A 21,708-nucleotide genomic window follows, 5' to 3' on the forward strand; every position below is an offset into this window, starting at 1 on the left:
TATGCGTGTTTTAGTTACTGGTGCGACGGGAGATATTGGCGCGGCCATCGTTGATGTTCTTGCACCCAAGTCTGAGCTAATTTATGCGCATTACCATCAAAATGAACAACGGAAAGAGCTTTTGGGCGATCGTCACAGTCATATTAAATGGATACAAGCCGATTTGACGACGCTTGCTGGTGCGGACACACTTGTGGCGGCGCTACCTGAATGTCCCGATATCATTATACATGGAGCCGGTTTCGCAGAGCCTGCGTTGTTACAAGATGTGACGGATGAAAAGCTTGTTGCGTTCATGAATGTTCATCTATTGAACCCCATTCGCATTACACGTACACTGCTGCCAACAATGATTGAACGAAAAGCAGGAAATGTGGTGGCGATTTCATCCATTTGGGGCAGTATGGGCGCAAGTATGGAAGTTCCGTATGCTTCAGCAAAGAGTGGCCTAAATGGGTTTGTAAGAAGCTTAGCGCGAGAAGTTGCGCCGAGTGGTATCCGTGTCAACGGCGTAGCACCAGGGGCAATTGCGACAAAGATGTTGACCACGTACTCTGAGGACGAGAAAGCGATGCTTGCTGCAGAAATTCCAGCTGGGCGATTAGGCTGCGCAAAAGAGGTTGCTGATGCGGTTTCGTTTTTAGTCAGTGAACAAGCAACATATATTCACGGACACATTCTCTCTGTAGATGGCGGCTGGTCTTGCTAAAAATGTATAACTTCCTTCTGTTTAGCAGATGATATGTCTGTATGAATATGAACAAGGAGGGAATGCACATGTCTGTCTTAGACAGCTGGGATCATTGGAAACAGTTTTTAGGTGGTCGACTTGAACAGGCGCAACAAGAAGGAATGAGTGAAGAGGTCATTACTGATGTTGCGGAGCAAGTGGGGGCTTATTTAGCGGAACAAGTAGAGCCGAAAAATGAGCAAGAGCGCGTGCTGGCAGAATTGTGTCGTGTTGCTGATGCAGAAGAGCGTCATGCGATTGCCCATATGATGGTGAAGTTAGTGGACCAATAATGAAATAATAAAAACGCCGCCATTACGTGCGGCGTTTTTTTGAAAAAAATTTCTGTATTAAGAAAACCCCTTTCATTTGACAACAAAATCTTATATGATAAAATCAGGTATCCAGCGTAGCAAATGAATGAGTTGGTCATTGCATTCCGCATTTTGATATGAAAGGTGTGGTACGATGAAAGAGTGGTATTTTGAGTACCAACTGCATGAAAACCGTCCGGGCATACTTGGAGACATTGCATCTTTACTCGGGATGTTGTCAATTAATATCGTGACAATTAATGGGGTAAACGATACGCGAAGAGGGATGTTACTACGAAGTGTGGACGATGACCATGTGACGCGCTTTAAGGCGATTTTACATACCATCGGAAATGTGACGGTAACAAAATTTCGTGAACCACGTGTGCGCGATCGATTAGCCATTAGACATGGGCGTTACATTGAGCGTGATGCGATGGAGAAAAAGACATTTCGCTTTATTCGCCATGAGCTAGGTTTGCTCGTTGACTTCATGGCTGAGTTGATGAAAAAGGATGCGCACTATTTAATTGGTATTCGTGGGATGCCACGTGTTGGGAAAACAGAGTCAGTTGTAGCCGCAAGTGTGTGTGCAAACAAGCGCTGGTCTTTTATTTCTTCCACGTTATTGCGACAAACGGTGCGCAGTCAATTGGCGGATGATGAGCTAGAAGGGGACCATATTTTTATTATTGATGGGATTGTGTCGACAATGCGTGCGACAGAAAAGCATCGACTTCTTGTTGACGACATTATGCGCTTACCCTCGGTCAAAGTTGTGGAGCATCCAGATATTTTCATTCGCGAAACAGAGTATGAGCTAGAAGATTTTGATTGCATTATTGAATTACGTAATGACGATGCTGAAGAAATTACGTATGAAATGGTGGAGTCTGGATTTTCTTCATTTGATATTAGTTAATCTAGAAGTCAGAGATCAGAAGCCATAGTCTATTATGACAGAAATTCAAGACAGAAGTCTTCAATGATTTGTTTATTTAAGAAAGTGTCTTGACCTGATGACTGACTTCAGTATCCCGAAACAAGTAGGTGTAATCATGTCTGAATTAGGAAATCACTTAAAACAAGTGCGTGAAGAGAAGCAACTCACTTTGGATGATTTGCAGCGTACAACAAAAATCCAGAAGCGCTATTTGCAGGCAATTGAGTCAGGGGACTTCCATAGGTTACCGGGAATTTTTTATGCCAGGGCGTTTGTGAAAGCTTATGCAGAAGAAATGAACCTTGATGCAGAAACATTATTAAAAACGTATGAACATGAATTGCCTGATGCACAAGAAAAAACAACACCTTTGCCAGCGAGATCAGAGAGGAATAAAGCAACAAACGAAGGGGAAAGTGAGACACGAAGTGCCATACCCCGCAAAATGATTGCTGCTTTTTTACTTGTAGGCATGCTATTTGTCGTATTAATCATTGCGTGGCAATTAGGTGTGTTTAGCAGTGAGACCCTGACGCCTGGAAAAGATGAACATACGTCGGAAGAGAAGAAAGCACCCGCTAGTAAAGACGATAAGCGTGAAGAGGATAACAAGTCAGTAGCAGAAGAAGCTCAGGCAGAACTTTCATTAAAAGAAAAGATAGGCAATCGCAAAATATATACATTGACTGGCGTAGACGCATTTTCGGCGGTTGTGACGATTATAGAAGGTGGGGACTCTTACGTTGGTGTACGCGAACCTGGTCAAACAACAGACGTTGAATACATCGATGCTTACAGTGAAAGCCGTGTATTTAAGCCGGATCTCTCGTCGTGGTCGGCGGTGGAATTTAACATTGGGAATGCTGCCGATGTCACTTTAGAAGTGAACGGTCTTTCAATTGAAATTGAGCCAGAGCCGACAAGGCAATATATTGTCGTTGAGTTGGAGAAGACTCTTGAGTAGCTGCTGATTTTCTAACTTGTATACAACGTTCCTTTTATCGTTCTAACTATGGTACAATAAAGAAGATGTAGCAAAATAGTATGCAAGTTTTAGCAAAGGAAGGGAAGAACGTGAATTTACCGAACAGAATTACCGTAGCAAGGATGATATTAATTCCTGTTTTCATGCTATTTATGCTTGTGGAGTTTCCGTTTGGGGAGTTAAAGATTTTTGGTGAAGACATTACGTATGCGATGCTGATTGCGACAGCATTATTCATTGTTGCAGCAGCGACTGATTGGCTGGACGGTTATTATGCCCGGAAACGAAACCTCGTAACGAGTTTTGGTAAGTTTTTAGACCCACTTGCAGATAAGTTGCTTGTAGCTGCTGCATTAATTGGCTTAGTGGAATTACAACTGGTTCCAGCGTGGATTGCCATTGTTATTATTAGCCGAGAGTTTGCAGTAACAGGCATTCGTCTTGTTGCTGCATCTGCAGGAGATGTGATTGCGGCAAGTGCATTAGGGAAATGGAAAACAGTTTCACAAATGGTGGCGATCATTGCGAGCTTATTACATAACATACCTTTCTCGGCTCTCTCAATTCCGTTTGCGACAATTGCTTTACAAGTGGCTGTCGTGTTGACCATTTGGTCTGGGATCGATTATTTCCTTAAGAATAAGCATATCATCTTACGGTCGGTATAATAGACACTGTTTCTTCTATGGACTTCCTTCAAGAAAGGAGCGGGCTGCTTGAAGGCTGAAATTATTGCCGTTGGGTCGGAATTATTGCTCGGGCAAATTGCGAATACGAATGGTCAATTTTTGTCACAACAATTGGCTTGTATCGGTATTGATGTTCATTTTCATACGGTTGTTGGGGATAATGAACATCGGTTACAGTCTGCGCTCGTTATCGCAGATTCACGTGCCGATTTGTTCATTTTAACTGGTGGATTAGGGCCTACTAAAGATGATTTAACAAAAGAAGTTGTTGCACATTTTTGTAAGCGTCCCCTTGTGTATGACTTAAAATCAGTGAGGGCAATGGAGGACTATTTTTCCAGTAGTGGTCATCCAATGACGGAAAACAACCGGAAGCAAGCACTCGTTATTGCGCAGTCGACGGTATTGCAAAATAAGCATGGGCTTGCACCTGGGATGATGTATACACGTGAAAATGGGAAGATGATTGTGCTATTGCCAGGTCCTCCGAAGGAAATGAAACCGATGGTGTTGAACGAATTATTGCCCCTTTTACAGGGGGGCAATAAGCAAATGATGATTAAGTCACGGGTGTTACGTTTTTTTGGGATTGGCGAGGCAACAATTGCAGCAAAGCTTGACTCATTATTACAGACACAAACGAATCCAACCATTGCCCCACTTGCAAATAATGACGAGGTGACGCTTCGCTTGACTATCAAACATGCGGATCCAATTGAAGCGGATCGTCGACTAGATGAAGTGGAGAAAGCAATCTGTTCGCAGATAGGCAATTACTTTTACGGTTATGACGATACATCTTTGGCAAAAGAAGTGTATTTGCGATTAAAGATGTATGACTGGACGATTGCCGTTGCGGAAAGCTTAACAGCAGGTTTGTTTACAAGTGAACTGGCGACGATTTCTGGCGTTTCCCGCGTATTGGTAGGTGGGGTGACAGCTTACTCGGTCAGTGCCAAAAAAAGTATATTAGGTGTGTCAGCACGAACGTTAACGGATGAAGGCATGATTAGTGAGGCGTGTGCACATGAAATGGCACTAGGTGTGCAGGCACTTTATCAATCAGACGTTGCGATTGCGCTAACAGGAGTGGCCGGCCCTGAGGAAATGGAGGGTCAGTCAGTGGGTACGGTGTGGCTGGCAATGAAACTTCCTGACAGTCAAATGATAACAAAGCGGCTCATGATTAATGGTCACCGGCAGACTATACGAGCACGTGCAGTGAAATACAGTTTGTTTTATTTATTGGAACACTTAAAAAGGGGTATAGGAACCAAATGACATATTTTACAGATTTCAACATTTCAGAGCAAGTGAAGCGAGCGATTCAAGAGATGGGGTTTGAAGAGCCATCTCCAATTCAAGAAAAAGCCATTCCAGCCATTTTGACGGGTGGTGATGTGATTGGTCAAGCGCAAACAGGAACAGGTAAAACAGCTGCGTTTGGTATCCCCGTCGTTGATAAAGTGACCGAGGCACAACATATTCAAGCATTGATTTTGACACCGACTCGAGAACTTGCGATCCAAGTATCTGGTGAATTGCAAAAGCTTTCGGCGTATAAGCGAATTCGGATATTACCAATTTACGGAGGGCAATCAATTGGTCATCAACTGAAAGCGTTGCGACAAGGCGTGCAAATTGTGGTAGGAACACCAGGGCGAATGCTTGATCACTTACGCCGTGGCACATTACATTTAGATAAAGTGCACACAGTTGTATTGGATGAAGCCGATGAAATGTTAGATATGGGCTTTGTTGATGACATTGAATCGATTTTAAAAGAAGTGAATGATGTTCGGCAAACACTACTCTTTTCGGCAACAATGCCGCCACTGATCCGCAAATTGTCACGTAAATATATGGTGAAGCCAACGACAGTGACCATTAATAAAGGAGAAGTGACCGCGCCACTCATTCACCAGTTATATTATAAAGTGTTGGAGCGTAATAAGATTGATTCCTTGTGTCGTATTATCGACAGTGATGACGTTGAACTTGGTATTTTGTTTTGCCGGACGAAAAAAGGAGTGGCAGAATTAACGGAAGCATTGCAAGCTCGTGGTTATTTAGTTGATGGTCTACACGGTGATCTTACACAGTCACAGCGTGATGTCGTGATGAAACGGTTTCGTGAAGCTTCAATCGAATTTTTAATTGCAACAGATGTAGCTGCCCGAGGGATTGACGTAGAGAATGTCAGCCATGTGATTAATTATGACATTCCGCAAGACCCAGAAAGTTATGTACATCGGATTGGACGTACAGGGCGCGCTGGACGTAAGGGTGTTGCATTGACACTTGTGACCCCAAGAGAAATGAAACATTTACGGGCGATCGAAAAAGAAATAAAAATGACCATTCCATCACAAGAAGTCCCGACGATTGAAGAAGTCGTTGAAAAACAACAAAACTCATGGAAAAACCTCATTGAAGAGACCATTGCGCAAGGTGGAAAAGAGATGGAACTGTTTTCTCCGTTGGTAGATGAGATTTTGGAGACACAGTCAGCGAAAGACGTCATTGCAGCATTATTAAAAATGAAATTTTCTACTGAAAACAAGGGTGAAGATACAGGCTATAGCTTTGGTGAGACGGGTGCAGATAAAGGCATGGTGCGTTTCTTTATTAACGTTGGAAGAAATGTCAATTTCACGCCGAAGATTGTTGCTGAAGAAATTAGTACTCTTGTCGGTATTCCAAAACAAGCGATTGGCCGCATTGATATTTTTGAGAACTTCTCATTTGTTGATGTGCCAGAGTCAGCAGCACCGTTTGTGTATGAAGCGTTGCGTTATTCGCGCATGAATGGGGCACGGGTGAACTTATCACCAGCGAAACCACGTCCTAAGCGCGATCGTTCACCGTCTCCTTCATCTGCGAGACGACGCTAGTATACAAAAATAAGAGGTCATCACCGGTTGCACAACAAGGTGATGTCTTCTTTTTGTAAACATACGAATAAATGTTCCTCTGCCTATTGTCTGATCGTCAAGAACAAGGTATGATAGTAACAGAAGGATTTCTAGCGTAAGCGTTCGATAATCATTCATTCAGAAACAGAAGGGTGGTGTACTGTTATGTATAATGTGGACGTTTATACATAACAGCAATAACATGAGTGAGCGTAAACAGGCATTAGACATGGCATTACGGCAAATTGAAAAGCAATTTGGTAAAGGATCGGTTATGAAACTTGGTGAGCAAGCAGAGAGACGAGTTGAAACCGTATCGAGTGGTACGTTGGCGCTTGATATCGCCTTAGGGGTAGGTGGTTATCCAAAAGGACGGGTCATTGAAGTCTATGGACCGGAGTCATCTGGAAAAACGACAGTCGCACTTCACGCAATTGCAGAAGTGCAGCGTAATGGAGGTCAAGCTGCTTTTATTGATGCTGAACATGCGTTAGATCCCGACTATGCAAGTAAATTAGGCGTGGATATTGACGAATTGTTATTATCGCAGCCAGACACAGGCGAACAAGCACTTGAGATTGCTGAGGCACTTGTTCGTAGTGGGGCATTAGACATTATTGTTGTCGATAGTGTAGCGGCGCTTGTACCAAAAGCGGAGATTGAAGGAGAGATGGGTGACGCGCATGTCGGTTTGCAAGCACGTCTGATGTCCCAAGCTTTACGAAAATTATCTGGGGCCATTAACAAATCTAGAACACTCGCTATCTTTATTAACCAGATCCGTGAAAAGGTTGGTGTCATGTTTGGAAACCCAGAAACGACTCCTGGAGGACGTGCCCTCAAGTTTTACTCCTCGGTTCGTCTCGAAGTACGTCGGGCAGAGTCTTTGAAACAAGGAAACGAGATCATTGGTAATCGGACGAAAATTAAAGTGGTGAAAAATAAAGTTGCCCCACCATTTCGTGTAGCAGAAGTAGATATTATGTACGGTGAAGGAATTTCAAGAGAAGGGTCGATTTTGGATATTGGTGCTGACCTTGACATTGTCGAAAAAAGTGGCGCGTGGTATTCTTTCCAAGGAAATCGTCTCGGTCAAGGGCGTGAAAATGCAAAGCAGTTTTTACGTGAAAACGCGCATGTTGCAGCAGAGATTGACCAATCCATTCGCGCACATCACGGGCTTGATACAAAAAAGTCTGATGGGGCACTTGAACAAAGTGTCGAGGATACACCACTTCCAGTAGAGTAAATATTTAAGAGTCAAGCTGCCCGTTTTTTGGGTAGCTTCTTCCTCTTGTGTGAAGTGTGAGATAGGAGAGATTAATAGATGATTACGTTTCTTTACTTTACAGACACACATATTCGTGGGACCACACCGAAAAACCGGCGTGACACCTTTTCAGAAACATTAAAAGAAAAAATTACTGAAGTGATGAGCATTGCGCAAGAGGAACAAGTGGATGTGCTCCTGCATGGCGGAGATGTGTTTGACCGACCAGACCTGTCTCCACGTGTCGTTAGTGAATTTGCCCCGTTGTTTTTCCAAGCGCCTGCGCCAATATATACAATCGCCGGCAATCACGATACGTTTGGGCATAACCCAGATACGGTGTCACGAACGATGCTCGGGCTGCTTGATGCAGTAGGTGTGATGAAGTTATTGCACCCAAAAGCGCCGGTTGTCCTCGAACGATCAGGTGTGCGCATGCAAATTTCTGGTCAACCGTACCATTATGATTTAGATATTCGTGATCCAAAGCTCGATTATTATCCTAACAACGAGACGGAGGCTGACGTGCTCGTTCATTTAGTACATAGTATGCTCGTTGAAAAAGCCTTGCCAGAAGGTGTGCCGCATACACTTGTTGATCACATATGGTCGACGACAGCTGATATCGTGTTAACCGGGCATTTTCATAGTGGATTTGGGATCAAAGAGCGAGATGGCAAGTTTATTTGTAACCCAGGTGCGATTGCACGTGTGAACAATCATTGGACGGAAATGGCGCGTATACCAAAAGTGATCATTGGCCGTGTCACAAAAGAAGGGATAACATTAGAAGAACGTGAATTGACAGTGGCGAAGCACGGCGAGGATGTACTGGATCGCGTGTATGTCGAAAAAGCAAGCCATCAAGAGAAGCAATTGCATGCGTTTGCGCAGCAAGTGCGGGCACAAGCAAATTTCCGAACATTAAATATGAATGATATCATTGATGAAATTGCGTCGGTGTCAGATGTGGAAAATCATATAAAGGAAGAAGCGCTGCGACGTGTGACGACCGTGCAAGAGCGGTGGGAGGTGGCAGAGCATGAGTAATCTTTTAGAAGTACGCTTGGAAAACTTTCAATCTCATTTAGATACGAGTATTTCTCTGCACGAAGGATTAAATGTCATTGTCGGACAATCTGATAGTGGGAAAACAGCCGTGTTGCGAGCGGTACGTTGGGCGTTATTTAATCAGCCGCGAGGAACGGATTTTCTTCGGGTCAATGCAGATTTTGTTCGAGTGACGTTAACATTTGCAGATGGTACGCTGCTCATACGCGAGCGAACAAGTTCAAAAAATCGTTATATCATTAGAAAGCCTGATCGTGAAGAGATGGTGTTAGAAGGATTTGGATCGCAAGTGCCAGAAGAAGTACTACAGGCGCACGGGATGCGTCCATTTCGAATTGATCGTGATCATGAATGGCCATTGCAAATGTCTGGTCAATTAGAAGGCCCTTTTTTGCTAGAGCAGACAGGGTCATTGCGTGCAAAAGCAATTGGGCGCATGAGCGGTGCGCATTATTTGGACATGGCCATTCGTGATGTGACAAAAGATGTATATACATTACAACAACAAACAAAGAAGAAAGAACAAGATGCGGAGACGTTGAAAACATCGCTTGAACCGTTTCATTTTTTAGACAATGCAAAGGAAAAGTTAGACCGTGGTTTTCGCTGCTTACAAAAGGCAAAAGAATTACAAACGAAACATGACCGCCTCGAATTGCTTCAAAGTCGTATGCAAGCGCACGAGAAATTGATGGTCGAGACAGAAGCAGCGCTTGCAAAAGTTGAGGCGTTACCACGTTGGGAACGTCGTTATGAACACATACAACAAAAGCAAACTCATTTACGACAGTTGCAACGTTTCTATGTACATTGGAAAGAGATGATGACCAAAGAGAAGTCGTTACAAGAATGGTTGAAAAAGACAGCAGAAATTGATGTTGCCTATACAACCCATGAGACGTTATCACTTCATGTGAAGCGAAGAAAGCAGCTTGAACATACGCAAGCACAGATGAAGAAACTACAGCAAGATGAGCAAACATGTTTGCACGCAGTAAGCCAAACACATTTCGTGGCGCAATTGAGCACGGCTCATTTGCAAGACATCAGTGCACAAGCTAGACGACATGCTGAGTTATTGCGATTACAAAAGCAGTGGAAAATGGTTGATCAAGAAATGACAGTGACGAGACAGATGGAAGTCGATGACGATCATATTAGCGCAGCAACGAATAAATTAAATGATGTGACAGGCGCGATGCAAAGATTGCTCACTTTACAAACGTGTGAAAAGTCGTTAACTGAATTGCAAAGACGACTTGATGAAGGTAGAGCGTTTGTTGCGGCGAAAAAAGAAGAAGAAGCAAAATTATTCGCACGTTACCAAGAAAAACTGAACACACTCGGTGTGTGTCCGACATGTGGACAAGCAATTGAAAATGACTGAGGAGGTCAAGCGTCATGAAAGTGGAACAAGACTTAGAAAGAATGAAGCAGTCAATTGATAAAGCAAAGGATGTTCGTTATCGTGCAGAAGCAAAGTTGGAGGAGCTAGAAAATCAAAAGCAACGGTTGCTAGCAGAGCTAGAGGAGCTAGGTGTGAAACCGGAGGACTTAGAGATGGAAATTTCAAGGCTGGGTGCGGAAATTGAGCGTTCGATGGAAGAGGCATGGGCACTTATTCCAAAGGAATTGGTGAATCATGAATCATGAAAAGTCGTTTGCCTCTCTCGCTAATTCTTTGCAAATGGCTCGTGATCAATGGGTGCGTTTAGATGAAAAACGGCGCTTGTTGCAAGAGCAGCTAGAACAAGCAGCAGCATCACTTGAAGAAGACTATACAATTTTAGACACATATGAAAAGGCAAGGCTCTTGTTGCAGCAGTCTGCTGAGTATGCGCGAAAGCAAGCAAAGCAACAAATGGAACAAATTGTCACAAGTGCGTTGCAATACGTATTTGGTCCGTATATTTCGTTTCACATTGAATTAGAAGAGCATGGAAGTCGTGCTGTTGCAGAGATGTATGTCGTTTCAGATTATGAAGGGATTGAAGTGAAGACCAAACCCCAAGATGCTCGTGGAGGTGGCGTTGTTGATATTGTTTCACTTGCATTACGTGTCGCTTTGATGGAGACAGCAGAGCCACGACAAGAGGGACCATTACTACTAGACGAGCCAGGCAAGCATGTGTCTGGAGAGTACACGTATCACTTGTATGAATTCCTAAAGTCACTCTCTACAACATTCGGGCGTCAAATTGTCATGATCACGCACAACCAACATTTGACAGAATCTGGTGACCGTTCTTTTCTCGTGACAATGCAGGAGAGTGGCTTGAGTGAGCTGGAGGAAATCATCCATGCTTGACATTGTCCAATATGCCACGTAAAATAAGATAACGATGCAGTCAATAGATGTTTTTGGATGTTGACACTGATAAGTTGGAATGATATGAAGACGCCACTTCTATTTATCGTGTGCCATCGCATCTCATTGCTGTATTCTATAAAAGATTGTTGGTTACCCATTTTTATTTTAAATGAGTGCCAAGTGCCATAGACCAGGATAGGAAGAACAATGCTTCGTTAAACGTCGCGCATCGTTCTTTTATGCTGTAGCGTGGATGTAAATGTGTTATTGAAATGTGGTTATAGTAAAGCCCAACAATTGGATAGCAAGGGAGGTGGAATGATGGCAGTTTTTGAAATGAATGCCTTAACGCTCATCCTCATAATACTTGCTTTCTCTGCATTCTTTGCAGTTGTTGGATATCTTGTTCGAAAATCACTTGCTGAAGCAAAAATAACGAGTGCTGAGCATGCAGCGAAGCAAATCGTCATGGATGCGAAGCGAGAGGCTGAGACTAACAAAAAAGAAGCAATTTTGGGAGTCAAAGATGAAATTCATAAGCTTCGCAGTGAAGCTGAGCATGATGTGCGCGAGCGAAGAAATGAAATTCAAAAACAAGAGCATCGTTTGGTTCAAAAAGAAGAGATTCTCGATCGAAAAAGCGAAACTCTCGACAAAAAAGAAGAATCGTTAGAAAAACGGGAGGGATCTCTCGCCAAAAAACAACGACAAGTTGAAGAGATGGAAAGTAAGATGAATCACCTCTTGGCCGAGCAAAAACGAGAGTTGACACGGATAGCGGGATTGACACGTGACGAGGCGCGAGCAGCTGTGCGTAAAGAGATTGAACAAGAAGTGGCACATGAGTCAGCGATTTTGATAAAAGAAAGTGTCACCAAAGCAAAGGAACAAGCGGACAGACAAGCAAAAGAAATTTTATCTTTGGCGCTACAACGTTGTTCAGCGGATCACGTTGCTGAGACAACAGTCTCGGTTGTTAGTTTACCGAATGATGAGATGAAAGGGCGGATTATCGGTCGCGAAGGCCGTAATATTCGTGCGCTTGAGACGTTGACAGGCATTGACTTGATCATTGATGATACACCGGAGGCAGTAATTTTATCCGGATTTGATCCAATTCGTCGTGAAATTGCTCGTTCAGCACTAGAAAAATTAGTACAAGATGGACGAATTCACCCAGCACGAATTGAAGAAATGGTTGATAAGGCTCGACGTGAAGTTGATGAGGCGATTCGTGAATACGGTGAACAAACGACGTTTGAAGTCGGTGTTCACGGACTACATCCCGACATCATTAAGATTTTAGGTCGGCTTCGTTTCCGTACGAGTTATGGTCAAAATGTGTTGAAGCATTCAATTGAAGTGGCTCATTTAACAGGGATCATGGCTGCGGAGCTTGGAGAAGACGTGAAGCTTGCTAAACGTGCTGGCTTACTACATGATATTGGAAAAGCGATTGATCATGAAGTGGAGGGTAGCCACGTTGAAATTGGCGTAGAACTCGCAACGAAGTATAAAGAGCACCCTGTTGTCATTAACGCGATTGCTTCGCACCATGGTGATACGGCAGCAACATCAATTATTTCAACCCTTGTGGCAGCCGCAGACGCCTTGTCAGCAGCACGCCCAGGTGCACGTCGTGAGACACTTGAAACGTACATTCGCAGGCTCGAAAAACTTGAGGAAATTTCTGAGTCATTTGAGGGTGTTGAAAAGACGTTTGCAATTCAAGCAGGACGTGAGGTGCGCATTATGGTTCGTCCAGATGTTGTTGATGACACGTTGGCGCATAAGCTAGCGCGCGATATTACGAAGAAAATTGAGCAAGAGCTTGATTATCCGGGTCATATTCGCGTCACAGTGATTCGTGAAACACGTGCAGTCGAATATGCAAAATAAAGTGGCGTGAGCCACTTTATTTTTTTAAGAGAAAGTAGGGATGATGTGAGAATATTGTTTATCGGTGATGTTGTTGGTGCACCGGGAAGGCAAATGGTTCATACATATTTAAAGTCATTAAAACAAAAATTCCGCCCAACATTTACGGTCATTAACGGCGAGAATGCAGCGCACGGTAGAGGGATTACAGAGAAAATTTACAAGGAATTTTTGGACGATGGCGCGCAAATGGTCACGCTAGGAAATCATGCTTGGGACAACCGCGACATTTTTTCCTTTATTGATGAAGCCAAATGGCTAGTACGTCCTGCCAATCTCCCTGAAGGTACGCCTGGCGTTGGATATCGCATAATGAAGGTCAATGAATATAAAATTGCGGTCATCAATTTGTTAGGTCGAACATTTATGAATCCAGCTGATTGTCCATTTCATGCAGTGGACCAACTTCTTGTGCACATTCAAAAAGAGACACCAATTATTTTTGTTGATATGCATGCTGAGACAACAAGCGAAAAGCAGGCAATGGGTTGGTACCTAGATGGTCGAGTGACCGCGGTTGTTGGAACACATACGCATGTACAAACGGCTGATGAGCGAATCTTACCGGAAGGGACTGCTTATTTAACCGATGTTGGCATGACGGGTCCAAGAGATGGGATTTTAGGGATGGACAAAAAAGCGGTCCTACATAAGTTTTTAACGACCTTACCCGCACGTTTTGAAGTGGCTGAAGGTCGCGCTCAACTGAATGGCGTTGTGATAGACTTTGATGACAAGACAGGGAAAGCAAAAAAAGTCATGCGAATTCAAGTAGACGATGATCATCCCCTTCTTTAAAAATGACCGGCATATTTATTCCTTTCAAATCGTAAACATGAGATAAGGCGCTCGTATGAGGGGAGTTTTCGTCATTCATGCGTAGCTGGCTACAATGATTTTGTGCGCTGTCTCAAGTTGATACGAGGAGGAATAGGAATGGATGTTTTAAAGGTTTCAGCAAAGTCTACACCAAATTCAGTTGCAGGTGCTTTGGCAGGTGTCATTCGTGAACGTGGTTCAGCGGAGATTCAAGCCATTGGCGCAGGCGCGTTAAACCAATCGATTAAAGCCATTGCCATTGCCCGAGGATTTGTAGCGCCCAGCGGTATCGACCTTGTGTGTGTGCCGGCGTTTACCGATATCCAAATAGATGGGGAGGAGCGCACGGCGATTAAGCTCATCATCGAGCCGAGGTAATGATAAACGAAGGAATGCCCTAAAAAGGAAGGCGTTCCTTCGTTTTTTAATATAAATGGACATGCTGTTTATCTGTTCTGACAACAAGCTGATCTAAACCTGTACGTGGTGTATATCCTGTTTCTGAGAAAGTACGAACAAAGGTAAAGTTCAATCTTGTTACTTGCGCTAATAAATAAGCAGAGCGCGTTGCCCCAGGTCGGCGCTGGGAATTTAAGTGCGCAATGACTTGTGCTGCTGTTTTTGTTGCAATACCGTGTCCGAAGTACAAATCCCATTCTAATTTGATTGTATTTTCTCCCCGCCATACATCATTATTGGGATCAAAGTCGGGGTTGTTAAAATAGACACAATCACCGATGACAAAATCTGTGCCTTTGGTTGTTACAAGGTTAAGGGCTGCATCATGCTCCCACGAGTAAAGATATAAGTTACGAAACAAACGGTTAAATGAGGCACGATCAATGGAATCCAGTACCGCTTTATAAAAAAGAATAATAATGGCTGTTGCACATTCAAAATCGTACGCATGACCGTTTCGGAAAATGTCATCAATGGCATCGGCAGCATTCACATGTGGATGAAGTAAAAAACCACCATTGGCTAACCGCCGAAAAAAGTAAGGGTTGCAGCGGGAGTATGCGAATGCTGTGAATCCAGCACCGCTATTCATCATTAAATAGGATGCGGCGACAATATTTCTGCGTAAAGCAATCTCGAAACTTAGTTGTGCAAGTGAATCATATTGGTATGTGACATGTGTTGACATGAGGCTTTGTAAGATTGCTTTTTCATGTGAAGACAAACTAAGTTGTGGTGGTGTTGTTTTTACCGGTTTACCAGCAATCTCAATCATGGTGCGCGACTCCTTTCAAGCTGACATAAAGAAATCAAGTCCAGCCTATTCCGTATTATTATATGAATGGAGGAAATGAAAGGTGACCGGCTATTAGAAAGCTTGATTTGATTTCACTCCTAGGTTTATCGTATAATAACAAGAGTCGTTTTTTAAAATGATGGTTCAGATGTTAGGGGCCAGACGTTAGCACTGGCTAACAGTTGGCGCGTGATATTTGCATGTTGGACAGGAAGAAGGAGTTGAGCACTTGTGACAAAAGATTACAGTCAGTATTTTGACTTTAGCGATGCGAAAATTGTCTCTGAAGATGACGAGAAAAAAGTCATTAAAATTAAAGGTAGAGAAATCGCCATTTACGATCAGCCAAATTATCGGGCAGGTCGAAAGCGGAAGCGTGAGGATGTACAAGTATTGCGTCCAGAAAGTGTTGTGCCTGAACCACTACAAAAATTCGGTGTCGGTAAAAAATTTCTTATTCGTACGTACGGTTGTCAAATGAATGTGCATGACTCAGAGAACATGTCGGGATTGTTGCATGATATGGGTTTTGAAGAAACGACGGAAACCACAGAGGCAGATGTTATTTTGTTAAACACATGTGCAATTCGGGAGAACGCCGAAAATAAAGTGTTTGGAGAGATTGGCCATTTAAAACCATTGAAACGTGAAAAGCCGGAGCTCGTGATTGGTGTGTGTGGCTGCATGTCACAAGAAGAATCGGTTGTGAACCGCATTCTCCAAAAGCATCAACATATTGATTTAATCTTCGGGACGCATAACATTCACCGCTTACCGCATTTGTTGCAAGATGCTATTTTTAGTAAAGAGATGGTTGTAGAAGTGTGGTCAAAAGAAGGTGACATTATTGAAAATATGCCACGTGTCCGTCAAAATAAAACGCAAGCTTGGGTGAACATTATGTATGGCTGTGATAAGTTTTGCACGTACTGTATCGTCCCTTACACCCGTGGGAAAGAACGGAGCCGCTTGCCGGAGGACATTATCGCTGAAGTGCGGGACTTAGCACGTCAAGGATATAAAGAAGTGACGTTACTTGGACAAAACGTCAATGCGTACGGTAAAGACTTACCTGGTGATCACGGTGGGCTCGGTGACCTCATGGATGCCATTCATAAAATTGATATCCCTCGTGTCCGTTTCACAACAAGTCATCCACGTGATTTTGATGATCATCTTATCGATGTGCTCGCGCAAGGAGGCAATTTAGTCGAGCACATCCATTTGCCAGTACAACACGGTAACTCTGATATTTTAAAGTTAATGGGACGGAAGTATACGAGAGAAGCGTATATTATACTCGCTAACAAAATTAAAGCGGCGATTCCAAATGCATCATTTACGACGGATTTAATTGTTGGTTTTCCGAATGAGACAGAGGAACAATTTCAAGATATGTTGTCATTGGTGGAAGAAATTGAGTTTGATGCGGCTTACACGTACATTTATTCACCACGTGAAGGCACACCCGCTGCACGGATGGAAGACAACGTCCCAATGGATGTGAAGAAAGAACGATTGGCGCGCTTAAATGCACTGGTAAATGAGATTTCAGGCAAACATAATCTTGCTTATCAAGATAAGGTGGTTGAAGTGCTCGTAGAAGGTGAAAGTAAAAAGAATCCAGACGTCCTTGCGGGACGCACACGAACAAACCGGCTTGTGAATTTCATTGGTCCAAAATCGGTCATTGGTGAGATTGTTTATGTACGCGTAACAGAAGCAAAAACATGGTCACTTGATGGAGAAATGGTGTCGGTACAAGTAGAGGAGCGTGCGAGATGAGCGAGCAATATACGCGAGATGAAGTGAAAGAGAAAGCAAGGGAACTAGCAAAGATGCTTGCAGCAACGGAGGAAGTGGACTTTTTTAAACGTGCAGAAAAGCAAATTAATGAACATTTGCGTGTGCAGGAGATGATTGCTGAAATTAAACGTTATCAAAAAGAAGCGGTTAATCTGAAGCACTATGGGAAAACAGAAGCTTTGAAGCAAGTAGAAGAAAAGATTGATTCATTACACGACGAGATCGATCAAATACCACTTGTCCAAGAGTTCAAACAAAGTCAGACAGATGTCAATGAGTTGCTTCAAATGATTACCCACATCATTTCAAGGACGGTCACAGATGAAATTATTCGTTCGTCGGATGGAGACTTGATGCGAGGAACAACTACAAAATCCCCGTTCCACCCGTGTTAAGAGAAAAAGCACAGTTGCTCTATTATGAGCACTGTGCTTTTTCTTATAAAGAAAAGTCCCTAATTCCACGTCTAAACTCTCCATGTCCGTCATAGCTTGGTAACGTAGGGGTTTTCTCCGTAAACATCAGCGAAAGGCTTTGAATCCCCGTAGGAGAACACCCCGGAGTAGTATGGGTTTTGCGAAAGATTTTGCATCCCCGTCAGAGACCATCTTGAGGTATAGGGTGTTCTCGCAGTATGAATGAGTGTTTTTCTTCTCTATTTTTCTTGCGTAAAAGACATCTGGAGACGTAAGAAAAATCATTTGTACACATGGTCAATGCTAATTTGTAAAAATGGAGGGAATGGAATGGCGAAGCCGAGAAGTGAAACAAGTTATCGCGAAATCATTACGCGAGCTGTCTGTGGTAAGGGGCGAAAATTCTCAGAAGCGACACATCATATTCAACCAGGAGAGGTGCCCACAAGTATTTTAGGGTGTTGGATTATTAACCACACTTATAAAGCAAATAAGCGTGGAGACACAGTTGAAGTCAGCGGGACATATGACATTAATGTGTGGTATTCGTTTGTGAACAATACAAAAACAGATGTGGCCACACAAACGGTATCTTACACTGAGATTGTCCCTCTCACGATGAAAGACGAAAATGTGATTTCAGAAGAGCTTGAGGTTGTCGCGAAAGCTGTGCAGCAACCAAATACGTTAGAAGCAACAATTTCTGAAGACGGAAAGACGGTTGAAGTGCAAGTGGAACGCGATTTTATTGTTGAGTGTGTCGGAGAGACGAAGGTTGCGGTTGCAGTCAATCCAGACGGACTGATTCAAGAATACCCAGTGGACCAAGTGACAGAAGAAGAAGATTTTGAACAAATTGATCCACATTTTATGCAACATAAGAGATAGGAGAATGAGCTTGCTTGCGGGCAAGCTTTTTTGTTATATGGCCAAAGACACCTTTGCGAAAGATGGCAAGGAGGTTTGTTGAATTTTTTGTTAGTTAGTCAAGCTTAATAATCGTCATTTGTGCAGCGTACTGAGGGGTGCCGTCTGAAAATATGACATTTGAATCGTTAGAAGTTTGCCTTAACCTGATTTCTTGCCCAGCGGCAACTGTGACTGTCATGGCCATATACGTTAGACGAGCGTTAGTTGCTCCAACTCCAACGTTGTTTATAGCATTTCGAGAACCTGGTATAACTGCATTGGCTGTTTGATTAAATAGTTCAAAGGCGAGGTTACCATTACCTGGCGTATGAGCTGCATTTGTTGTGAAAAAGATTAAATACGTACCAGCAGTATTTAAAGTAACTCCTTGGCTTGGTGGTGTAAAAGAAATGTCTGTTCCAAGGTTATTGGTATCCATGACATTGAACGTAACGGTACCGTTATGAGCAACAGTTTGTGAAGCGTCTGTTGCACCTACTGTGATAAAACTCGTAATGACTGATCCCCTCGTAGGTCCAGTAGGTCCAGTAGGTCCAGTAGGTCCAGTAGGTCCAGTAGGTCCGGTAGGTCCAGTAGATCCAGTAGGTCCAGTAGGCCCAGTAGGCCCAGTAGCTTTCATCATGTTGCCCTCTTCTTCAGTGTATGGCATGATAGAGTAAGAAACAGGATAATGATATCGGAGGTTAGTATGGGACAACAAGCACAAACACCGATGATGAAACAATATTTAAAGATTAAGAGCCAACATGAAGATGCATTTCTCTTTTTTCGGTTAGGAGATTTTTATGAGCTTTTTTATGAGGATGCAAAGCGAGCAGCTAGTGAGTTGGAGATTACTTTAACAAGTCGCGGAAAAGGTGAGGACGCAATTCCGATGTGTGGTGTCCCGCACCATTCAGCGGATGGCTACATGGCGACGTTAATTGAAAAAGGCTATAAGATCGCGATTTGTGAGCAAGTAGAAAATCCAAAATCAGTCAAAGGTGTTGTCAAGCGCGAAGTAACAAAAGTGTTAACACCGGGAACATGGATGAATGATAAGCAAATAGGGGCGAAAGAAAACCATTATATTGTGTCGGTGGCATTAGATAAGACAAAGGCATATGGACTGTTGCGTTGTGATGTGTCAACCGGGGAAGTGTCGGTGACGCCTGGGGCTGGTGATTGGGACGAGCTATATGAAGAGATTGTGGCCAGTCGGGCTCGAGAAGCGATTTTGCCGCCAGATTTCCCTGCAAGACTACAAGAACAACTGCAAAAGCAAGCGCACGTTGTTGTGTCGATTGAAGAGAAGGCGGAGAAGATAGCAGCATATGATGCGCTTATAGCACATATTGATGAGCCCGTTTTACATGCGGCGTTTGCGCGCTTGCTCCATTATTTATTGGCAACTGAGAAACAAGCGCTCAATCATTTGCAGCAAGTCGTATATGTACCGGCGGATGCTTATTTGAAAATGGATGAACATGCGAAACGAAACTTGGAACTGACCGAAACATTGCGAGATAAGAAGAAACGTGGTTCATTGTTGTTTGTACTCGATCAAACGATGACTGCGATGGGCGGGCGTCTTTTACGCAAATGGCTAGAACGACCCCTTATGCGCCAGTCAACAATCGAAGCACGTCAGCAAATGGTGCAATTATTTCTTGATCATTATTTTGAGCGCGAAGCTTTGCGAGATGCATTGAAAGAAGTGTACGATATTGAGCGCCTTGCTGCACGCGTGTCATGTGGACATGTGAATGCGCGTGAGCTCGTACAATTAAAGCGATCATTAATGAAGATTCCCGAGTTACAACAACAAGCAGCGCGGATTGACGGGTCTTTTCTCACCCGGTGGTTTGGTGAGGTTGAGTCATTTCAAACGCTCGTTACATTACTTGATTCAAGCATTTCCGAAGACGCGCCAACGTCTGTGACAGACGGTGGTTTAATCGTTACGGGCTTCTCTGAAAAGTTAGATCAGTACCGGGCTGCAAGTCGCGACGGAAAAAAGTGGATCTCTGCGTTAGAGCAAAAGGAGCGGGAGCAGACGGGGATTCGTTCTTTAAAAGTCGGGTACAACAAAGTGTTTGGCTATTATATTGAAGTGACGCGAGCGAATACACACCTCATTCCAGAAGGGCGTTATGAGCGTAAACAAACATTAACGAATGCCGAACGGTACGTAACACCAGAATTGAAAGAGAAAGAAGCGCTCATTCTTGGAGCGGAAGAAAAGATGGTAGAGCTTGAATACGAGTTATTTACAAATGTGCGAAAAGAAGTAGCGGAGTATGTGCCACATTTACAGCGATTTGCCCATCATGTGAGTGAAATGGACGTGTTGGCAAGCTTTGCCGTCGTCGCGGAGGCGAACCAATATGTGTGCCCACATCTCAATGATACACGTGATGTGACGATTGAAGGTGGGCGTCATCCAGTTGTTGAGACGGTTATTCAGCGAGGGAGCTACGTGCAAAATGATATTGATTTAACGGGCTCGCGGGACATGTTATTAATCACTGGCCCGAACATGGGTGGAAAAAGTACATATATGCGTCAGCTAGCGTTAACAGTTGTGATGACGCAAATTGGTAGTTTCGTACCGGCAACAAGTGCGGCACTCCCAATTTTTGACCAAATTTTTACCCGTATTGGTGCGGCAGATGACTTAGCGAGTGGGCAAAGTACGTTCATGGTCGAGATGCTCGAAACAAAAGATGCACTGATGAAAGCTACAAAACAAAGCCTGATTATTCTCGATGAAATCGGGCGCGGGACATCAACGTATGATGGGATGGCACTGGCACAAGCGATTATTGAGTATATCGATGAACACATTGGTGCGAAGACGTTGTTTTCAACGCATTATCACGAGCTAACGACGCTCGCAGAGTCTTTGCCGACCTTACGAAATGTCCATGTTGCGGTTGCCGAAAAAGATGAAGACGTTGTGTTTTTACATCAAGTGATTGAAGGCGCTGCTGACCGGAGTTATGGGGTATACGTTGCCAAGCTTGCGGGACTACCCGATGCAGTGACAGAGAGAGCACGTACGCTTTTGCAAACATTTGAGCAACCGGTATTGGCGACAAAAGAAGTGGCAGCTGTTACAGAAGAGGTCGCCGAGTATACACCGGTGCAATTGCCACTTTTTCAAACAGATGAAGTGGCAGAACGGAAAGAAAAGCGTGCGGTTAAAGCTGGTGAAAAAGCGGTGCTTGATGAGATGAGTGATGTTGATTTACTGCATGTTACGCCGTTTCAAGCACTTGAACGGATTCATGCGTGGCAAAAACAATTAAAAAAGTACCGTAAATAAGGAGGGAGC

21 protein-coding genes are annotated in these 21,708 nt (G+C 43.6%); 19 read left to right on the forward strand and 2 right to left on the reverse strand.

The genetic code is table 11. The features are described 5' to 3' along the window. The first annotated feature begins 1 nt into the window (after window position 1). The 15 genes from ymfI (at window position 2) to NSQ26_RS04350 (ending at window position 14,363) form a co-directional block, all read left to right on the forward strand. Window positions 2-709 (forward strand): elongation factor P 5-aminopentanone reductase, encoded by a 708-nt coding sequence (gene ymfI / locus NSQ26_RS04280; protein WP_499719319.1) that lies wholly within the window; start codon window positions 2-4, stop codon window positions 707-709. Between the two features lie 68 nt (window positions 710-777). Continuing rightward, window positions 778-1,023 (forward strand): DUF3243 domain-containing protein, encoded by a 246-nt coding sequence (locus tag NSQ26_RS04285; protein WP_499719321.1) that lies wholly within the window; start codon window positions 778-780, stop codon window positions 1,021-1,023. A gap of 175 nt (window positions 1,024-1,198) precedes the next feature. Then, the gene (locus tag NSQ26_RS04290; RefSeq protein ID WP_090776158.1) at window positions 1,199-1,966 is read left to right on the forward strand and encodes a DUF3388 domain-containing protein; all 768 of its coding nucleotides are present in this window, start codon (window positions 1,199-1,201) and stop codon (window positions 1,964-1,966) included. A gap of 136 nt (window positions 1,967-2,102) precedes the next feature. Beyond that, window positions 2,103-2,951, forward strand: a complete 849-nt coding sequence (locus NSQ26_RS04295) for a helix-turn-helix domain-containing protein (protein ID WP_499719323.1) — start codon at window positions 2,103-2,105, stop codon at window positions 2,949-2,951. A 110-nt stretch (window positions 2,952-3,061) separates the two neighbouring features. After that, the gene (gene pgsA / locus NSQ26_RS04300; RefSeq protein WP_090776160.1) at window positions 3,062-3,640 is read left to right on the forward strand and encodes a CDP-diacylglycerol--glycerol-3-phosphate 3-phosphatidyltransferase; all 579 of its coding nucleotides are present in this window, start codon (window positions 3,062-3,064) and stop codon (window positions 3,638-3,640) included. A 48-nt stretch (window positions 3,641-3,688) separates the two neighbouring features. Beyond that, entirely contained in the window at window positions 3,689-4,942 is a 1,254-nt protein-coding gene (locus NSQ26_RS04305; protein ID WP_499719325.1) for a competence/damage-inducible protein A, read from the forward strand. Further along, complete coding sequence (locus tag NSQ26_RS04310) at window positions 4,939-6,555, forward strand: DEAD/DEAH box helicase (protein WP_090776162.1); 1,617 nt, start codon at window positions 4,939-4,941, stop codon at window positions 6,553-6,555. Before NSQ26_RS04305 ends, NSQ26_RS04310 begins: the two co-directional genes overlap by 4 nt. Window positions 6,556-6,778: 223 nt before the next feature. Further along, on the forward strand, window positions 6,779-7,825 hold the full coding sequence (recA, locus tag NSQ26_RS04315) for a recombinase RecA (protein WP_090776185.1): 1,047 nt from the start codon (window positions 6,779-6,781) through the stop codon (window positions 7,823-7,825). A gap of 78 nt (window positions 7,826-7,903) precedes the next feature. Then, entirely contained in the window at window positions 7,904-8,896 is a 993-nt protein-coding gene (locus tag NSQ26_RS04320) for a metallophosphoesterase (protein WP_090776163.1), read from the forward strand. Next, window positions 8,889-10,304 carry an AAA family ATPase gene (locus NSQ26_RS04325; protein WP_499719328.1) on the forward strand — a complete coding sequence of 472 codons (1,416 nt, stop codon included), beginning with the start codon at window positions 8,889-8,891 and terminating at the stop codon, window positions 10,302-10,304. Before NSQ26_RS04320 ends, NSQ26_RS04325 begins: the two co-directional genes overlap by 8 nt. 14 nt (window positions 10,305-10,318) lie before the next feature. Next, window positions 10,319-10,570 carry a hypothetical protein gene (locus tag NSQ26_RS04330; RefSeq protein WP_090776165.1) on the forward strand — a complete coding sequence of 84 codons (252 nt, stop codon included), beginning with the start codon at window positions 10,319-10,321 and terminating at the stop codon, window positions 10,568-10,570. Beyond that, window positions 10,560-11,225 (forward strand): ATPase, encoded by a 666-nt coding sequence (locus tag NSQ26_RS04335; RefSeq protein WP_090776166.1) that lies wholly within the window; start codon window positions 10,560-10,562, stop codon window positions 11,223-11,225. The genes NSQ26_RS04330 and NSQ26_RS04335 overlap by 11 nt, the downstream gene beginning before the upstream one ends. Before the next feature lie 339 nt (window positions 11,226-11,564). Then, the gene (gene rny / locus NSQ26_RS04340; protein WP_499719983.1) at window positions 11,565-13,127 is read left to right on the forward strand and encodes a ribonuclease Y; all 1,563 of its coding nucleotides are present in this window, start codon (window positions 11,565-11,567) and stop codon (window positions 13,125-13,127) included. Window positions 13,128-13,172: 45 nt separating this feature from the next. After that, window positions 13,173-13,964, forward strand: a complete 792-nt coding sequence (locus tag NSQ26_RS04345) for a TIGR00282 family metallophosphoesterase (protein WP_090776167.1) — start codon at window positions 13,173-13,175, stop codon at window positions 13,962-13,964. A gap of 138 nt (window positions 13,965-14,102) precedes the next feature. After that, complete coding sequence (locus tag NSQ26_RS04350; protein WP_090776168.1) at window positions 14,103-14,363, forward strand: stage V sporulation protein S; 261 nt, start codon at window positions 14,103-14,105, stop codon at window positions 14,361-14,363. 46 nt (window positions 14,364-14,409) lie between these two features. On the opposite strand, the gene NSQ26_RS04355 is transcribed toward NSQ26_RS04350, so the two are convergent. After that, window positions 14,410-15,219 (reverse strand): protein-glutamine gamma-glutamyltransferase, encoded by an 810-nt coding sequence (locus NSQ26_RS04355; protein ID WP_090776169.1) that lies wholly within the window; start codon window positions 15,217-15,219, stop codon window positions 14,410-14,412. Window positions 15,220-15,471: 252 nt separating this feature from the next. On the opposite strand from NSQ26_RS04355, the gene miaB reads away from it, so the two are divergent. The 3 genes from miaB (at window position 15,472) to NSQ26_RS04370 (ending at window position 18,350) form a co-directional block, all read left to right on the forward strand. Beyond that, window positions 15,472-17,025, forward strand: a complete 1,554-nt coding sequence (miaB, locus tag NSQ26_RS04360) for a tRNA (N6-isopentenyl adenosine(37)-C2)-methylthiotransferase MiaB (protein ID WP_499719330.1) — start codon at window positions 15,472-15,474, stop codon at window positions 17,023-17,025. Further along, window positions 17,022-17,441, forward strand: a complete 420-nt coding sequence (locus NSQ26_RS04365; RefSeq protein ID WP_090776171.1) for a YlbF/YmcA family competence regulator — start codon at window positions 17,022-17,024, stop codon at window positions 17,439-17,441. Before miaB ends, NSQ26_RS04365 begins: the two co-directional genes overlap by 4 nt. A gap of 351 nt (window positions 17,442-17,792) precedes the next feature. After that, the gene (locus tag NSQ26_RS04370) at window positions 17,793-18,350 is read left to right on the forward strand and encodes an outer spore coat protein CotE (protein WP_499719332.1); all 558 of its coding nucleotides are present in this window, start codon (window positions 17,793-17,795) and stop codon (window positions 18,348-18,350) included. A gap of 94 nt (window positions 18,351-18,444) precedes the next feature. On the opposite strand, the gene NSQ26_RS04375 is transcribed toward NSQ26_RS04370, so the two are convergent. Then, a complete protein-coding gene (locus NSQ26_RS04375) occupies window positions 18,445-19,011 on the reverse strand; it encodes a hypothetical protein (RefSeq protein WP_499719333.1) in 567 nt (188 codons plus the stop codon). Between the two features lie 69 nt (window positions 19,012-19,080). On the opposite strand from NSQ26_RS04375, the gene mutS reads away from it, so the two are divergent. Next, entirely contained in the window at window positions 19,081-21,699 is a 2,619-nt protein-coding gene (gene mutS, locus NSQ26_RS04380; RefSeq protein ID WP_499719335.1) for a DNA mismatch repair protein MutS, read from the forward strand. Window positions 21,700-21,708: the final 9 nt, after the last annotated feature.

Source organism: Bacillus sp. FSL W7-1360, from assembly GCF_038592975.1.
Taxonomy (GTDB): Bacteria; Bacillota; Bacilli; order Bacillales; family Bacillaceae_D; genus Shouchella; species Shouchella lonarensis.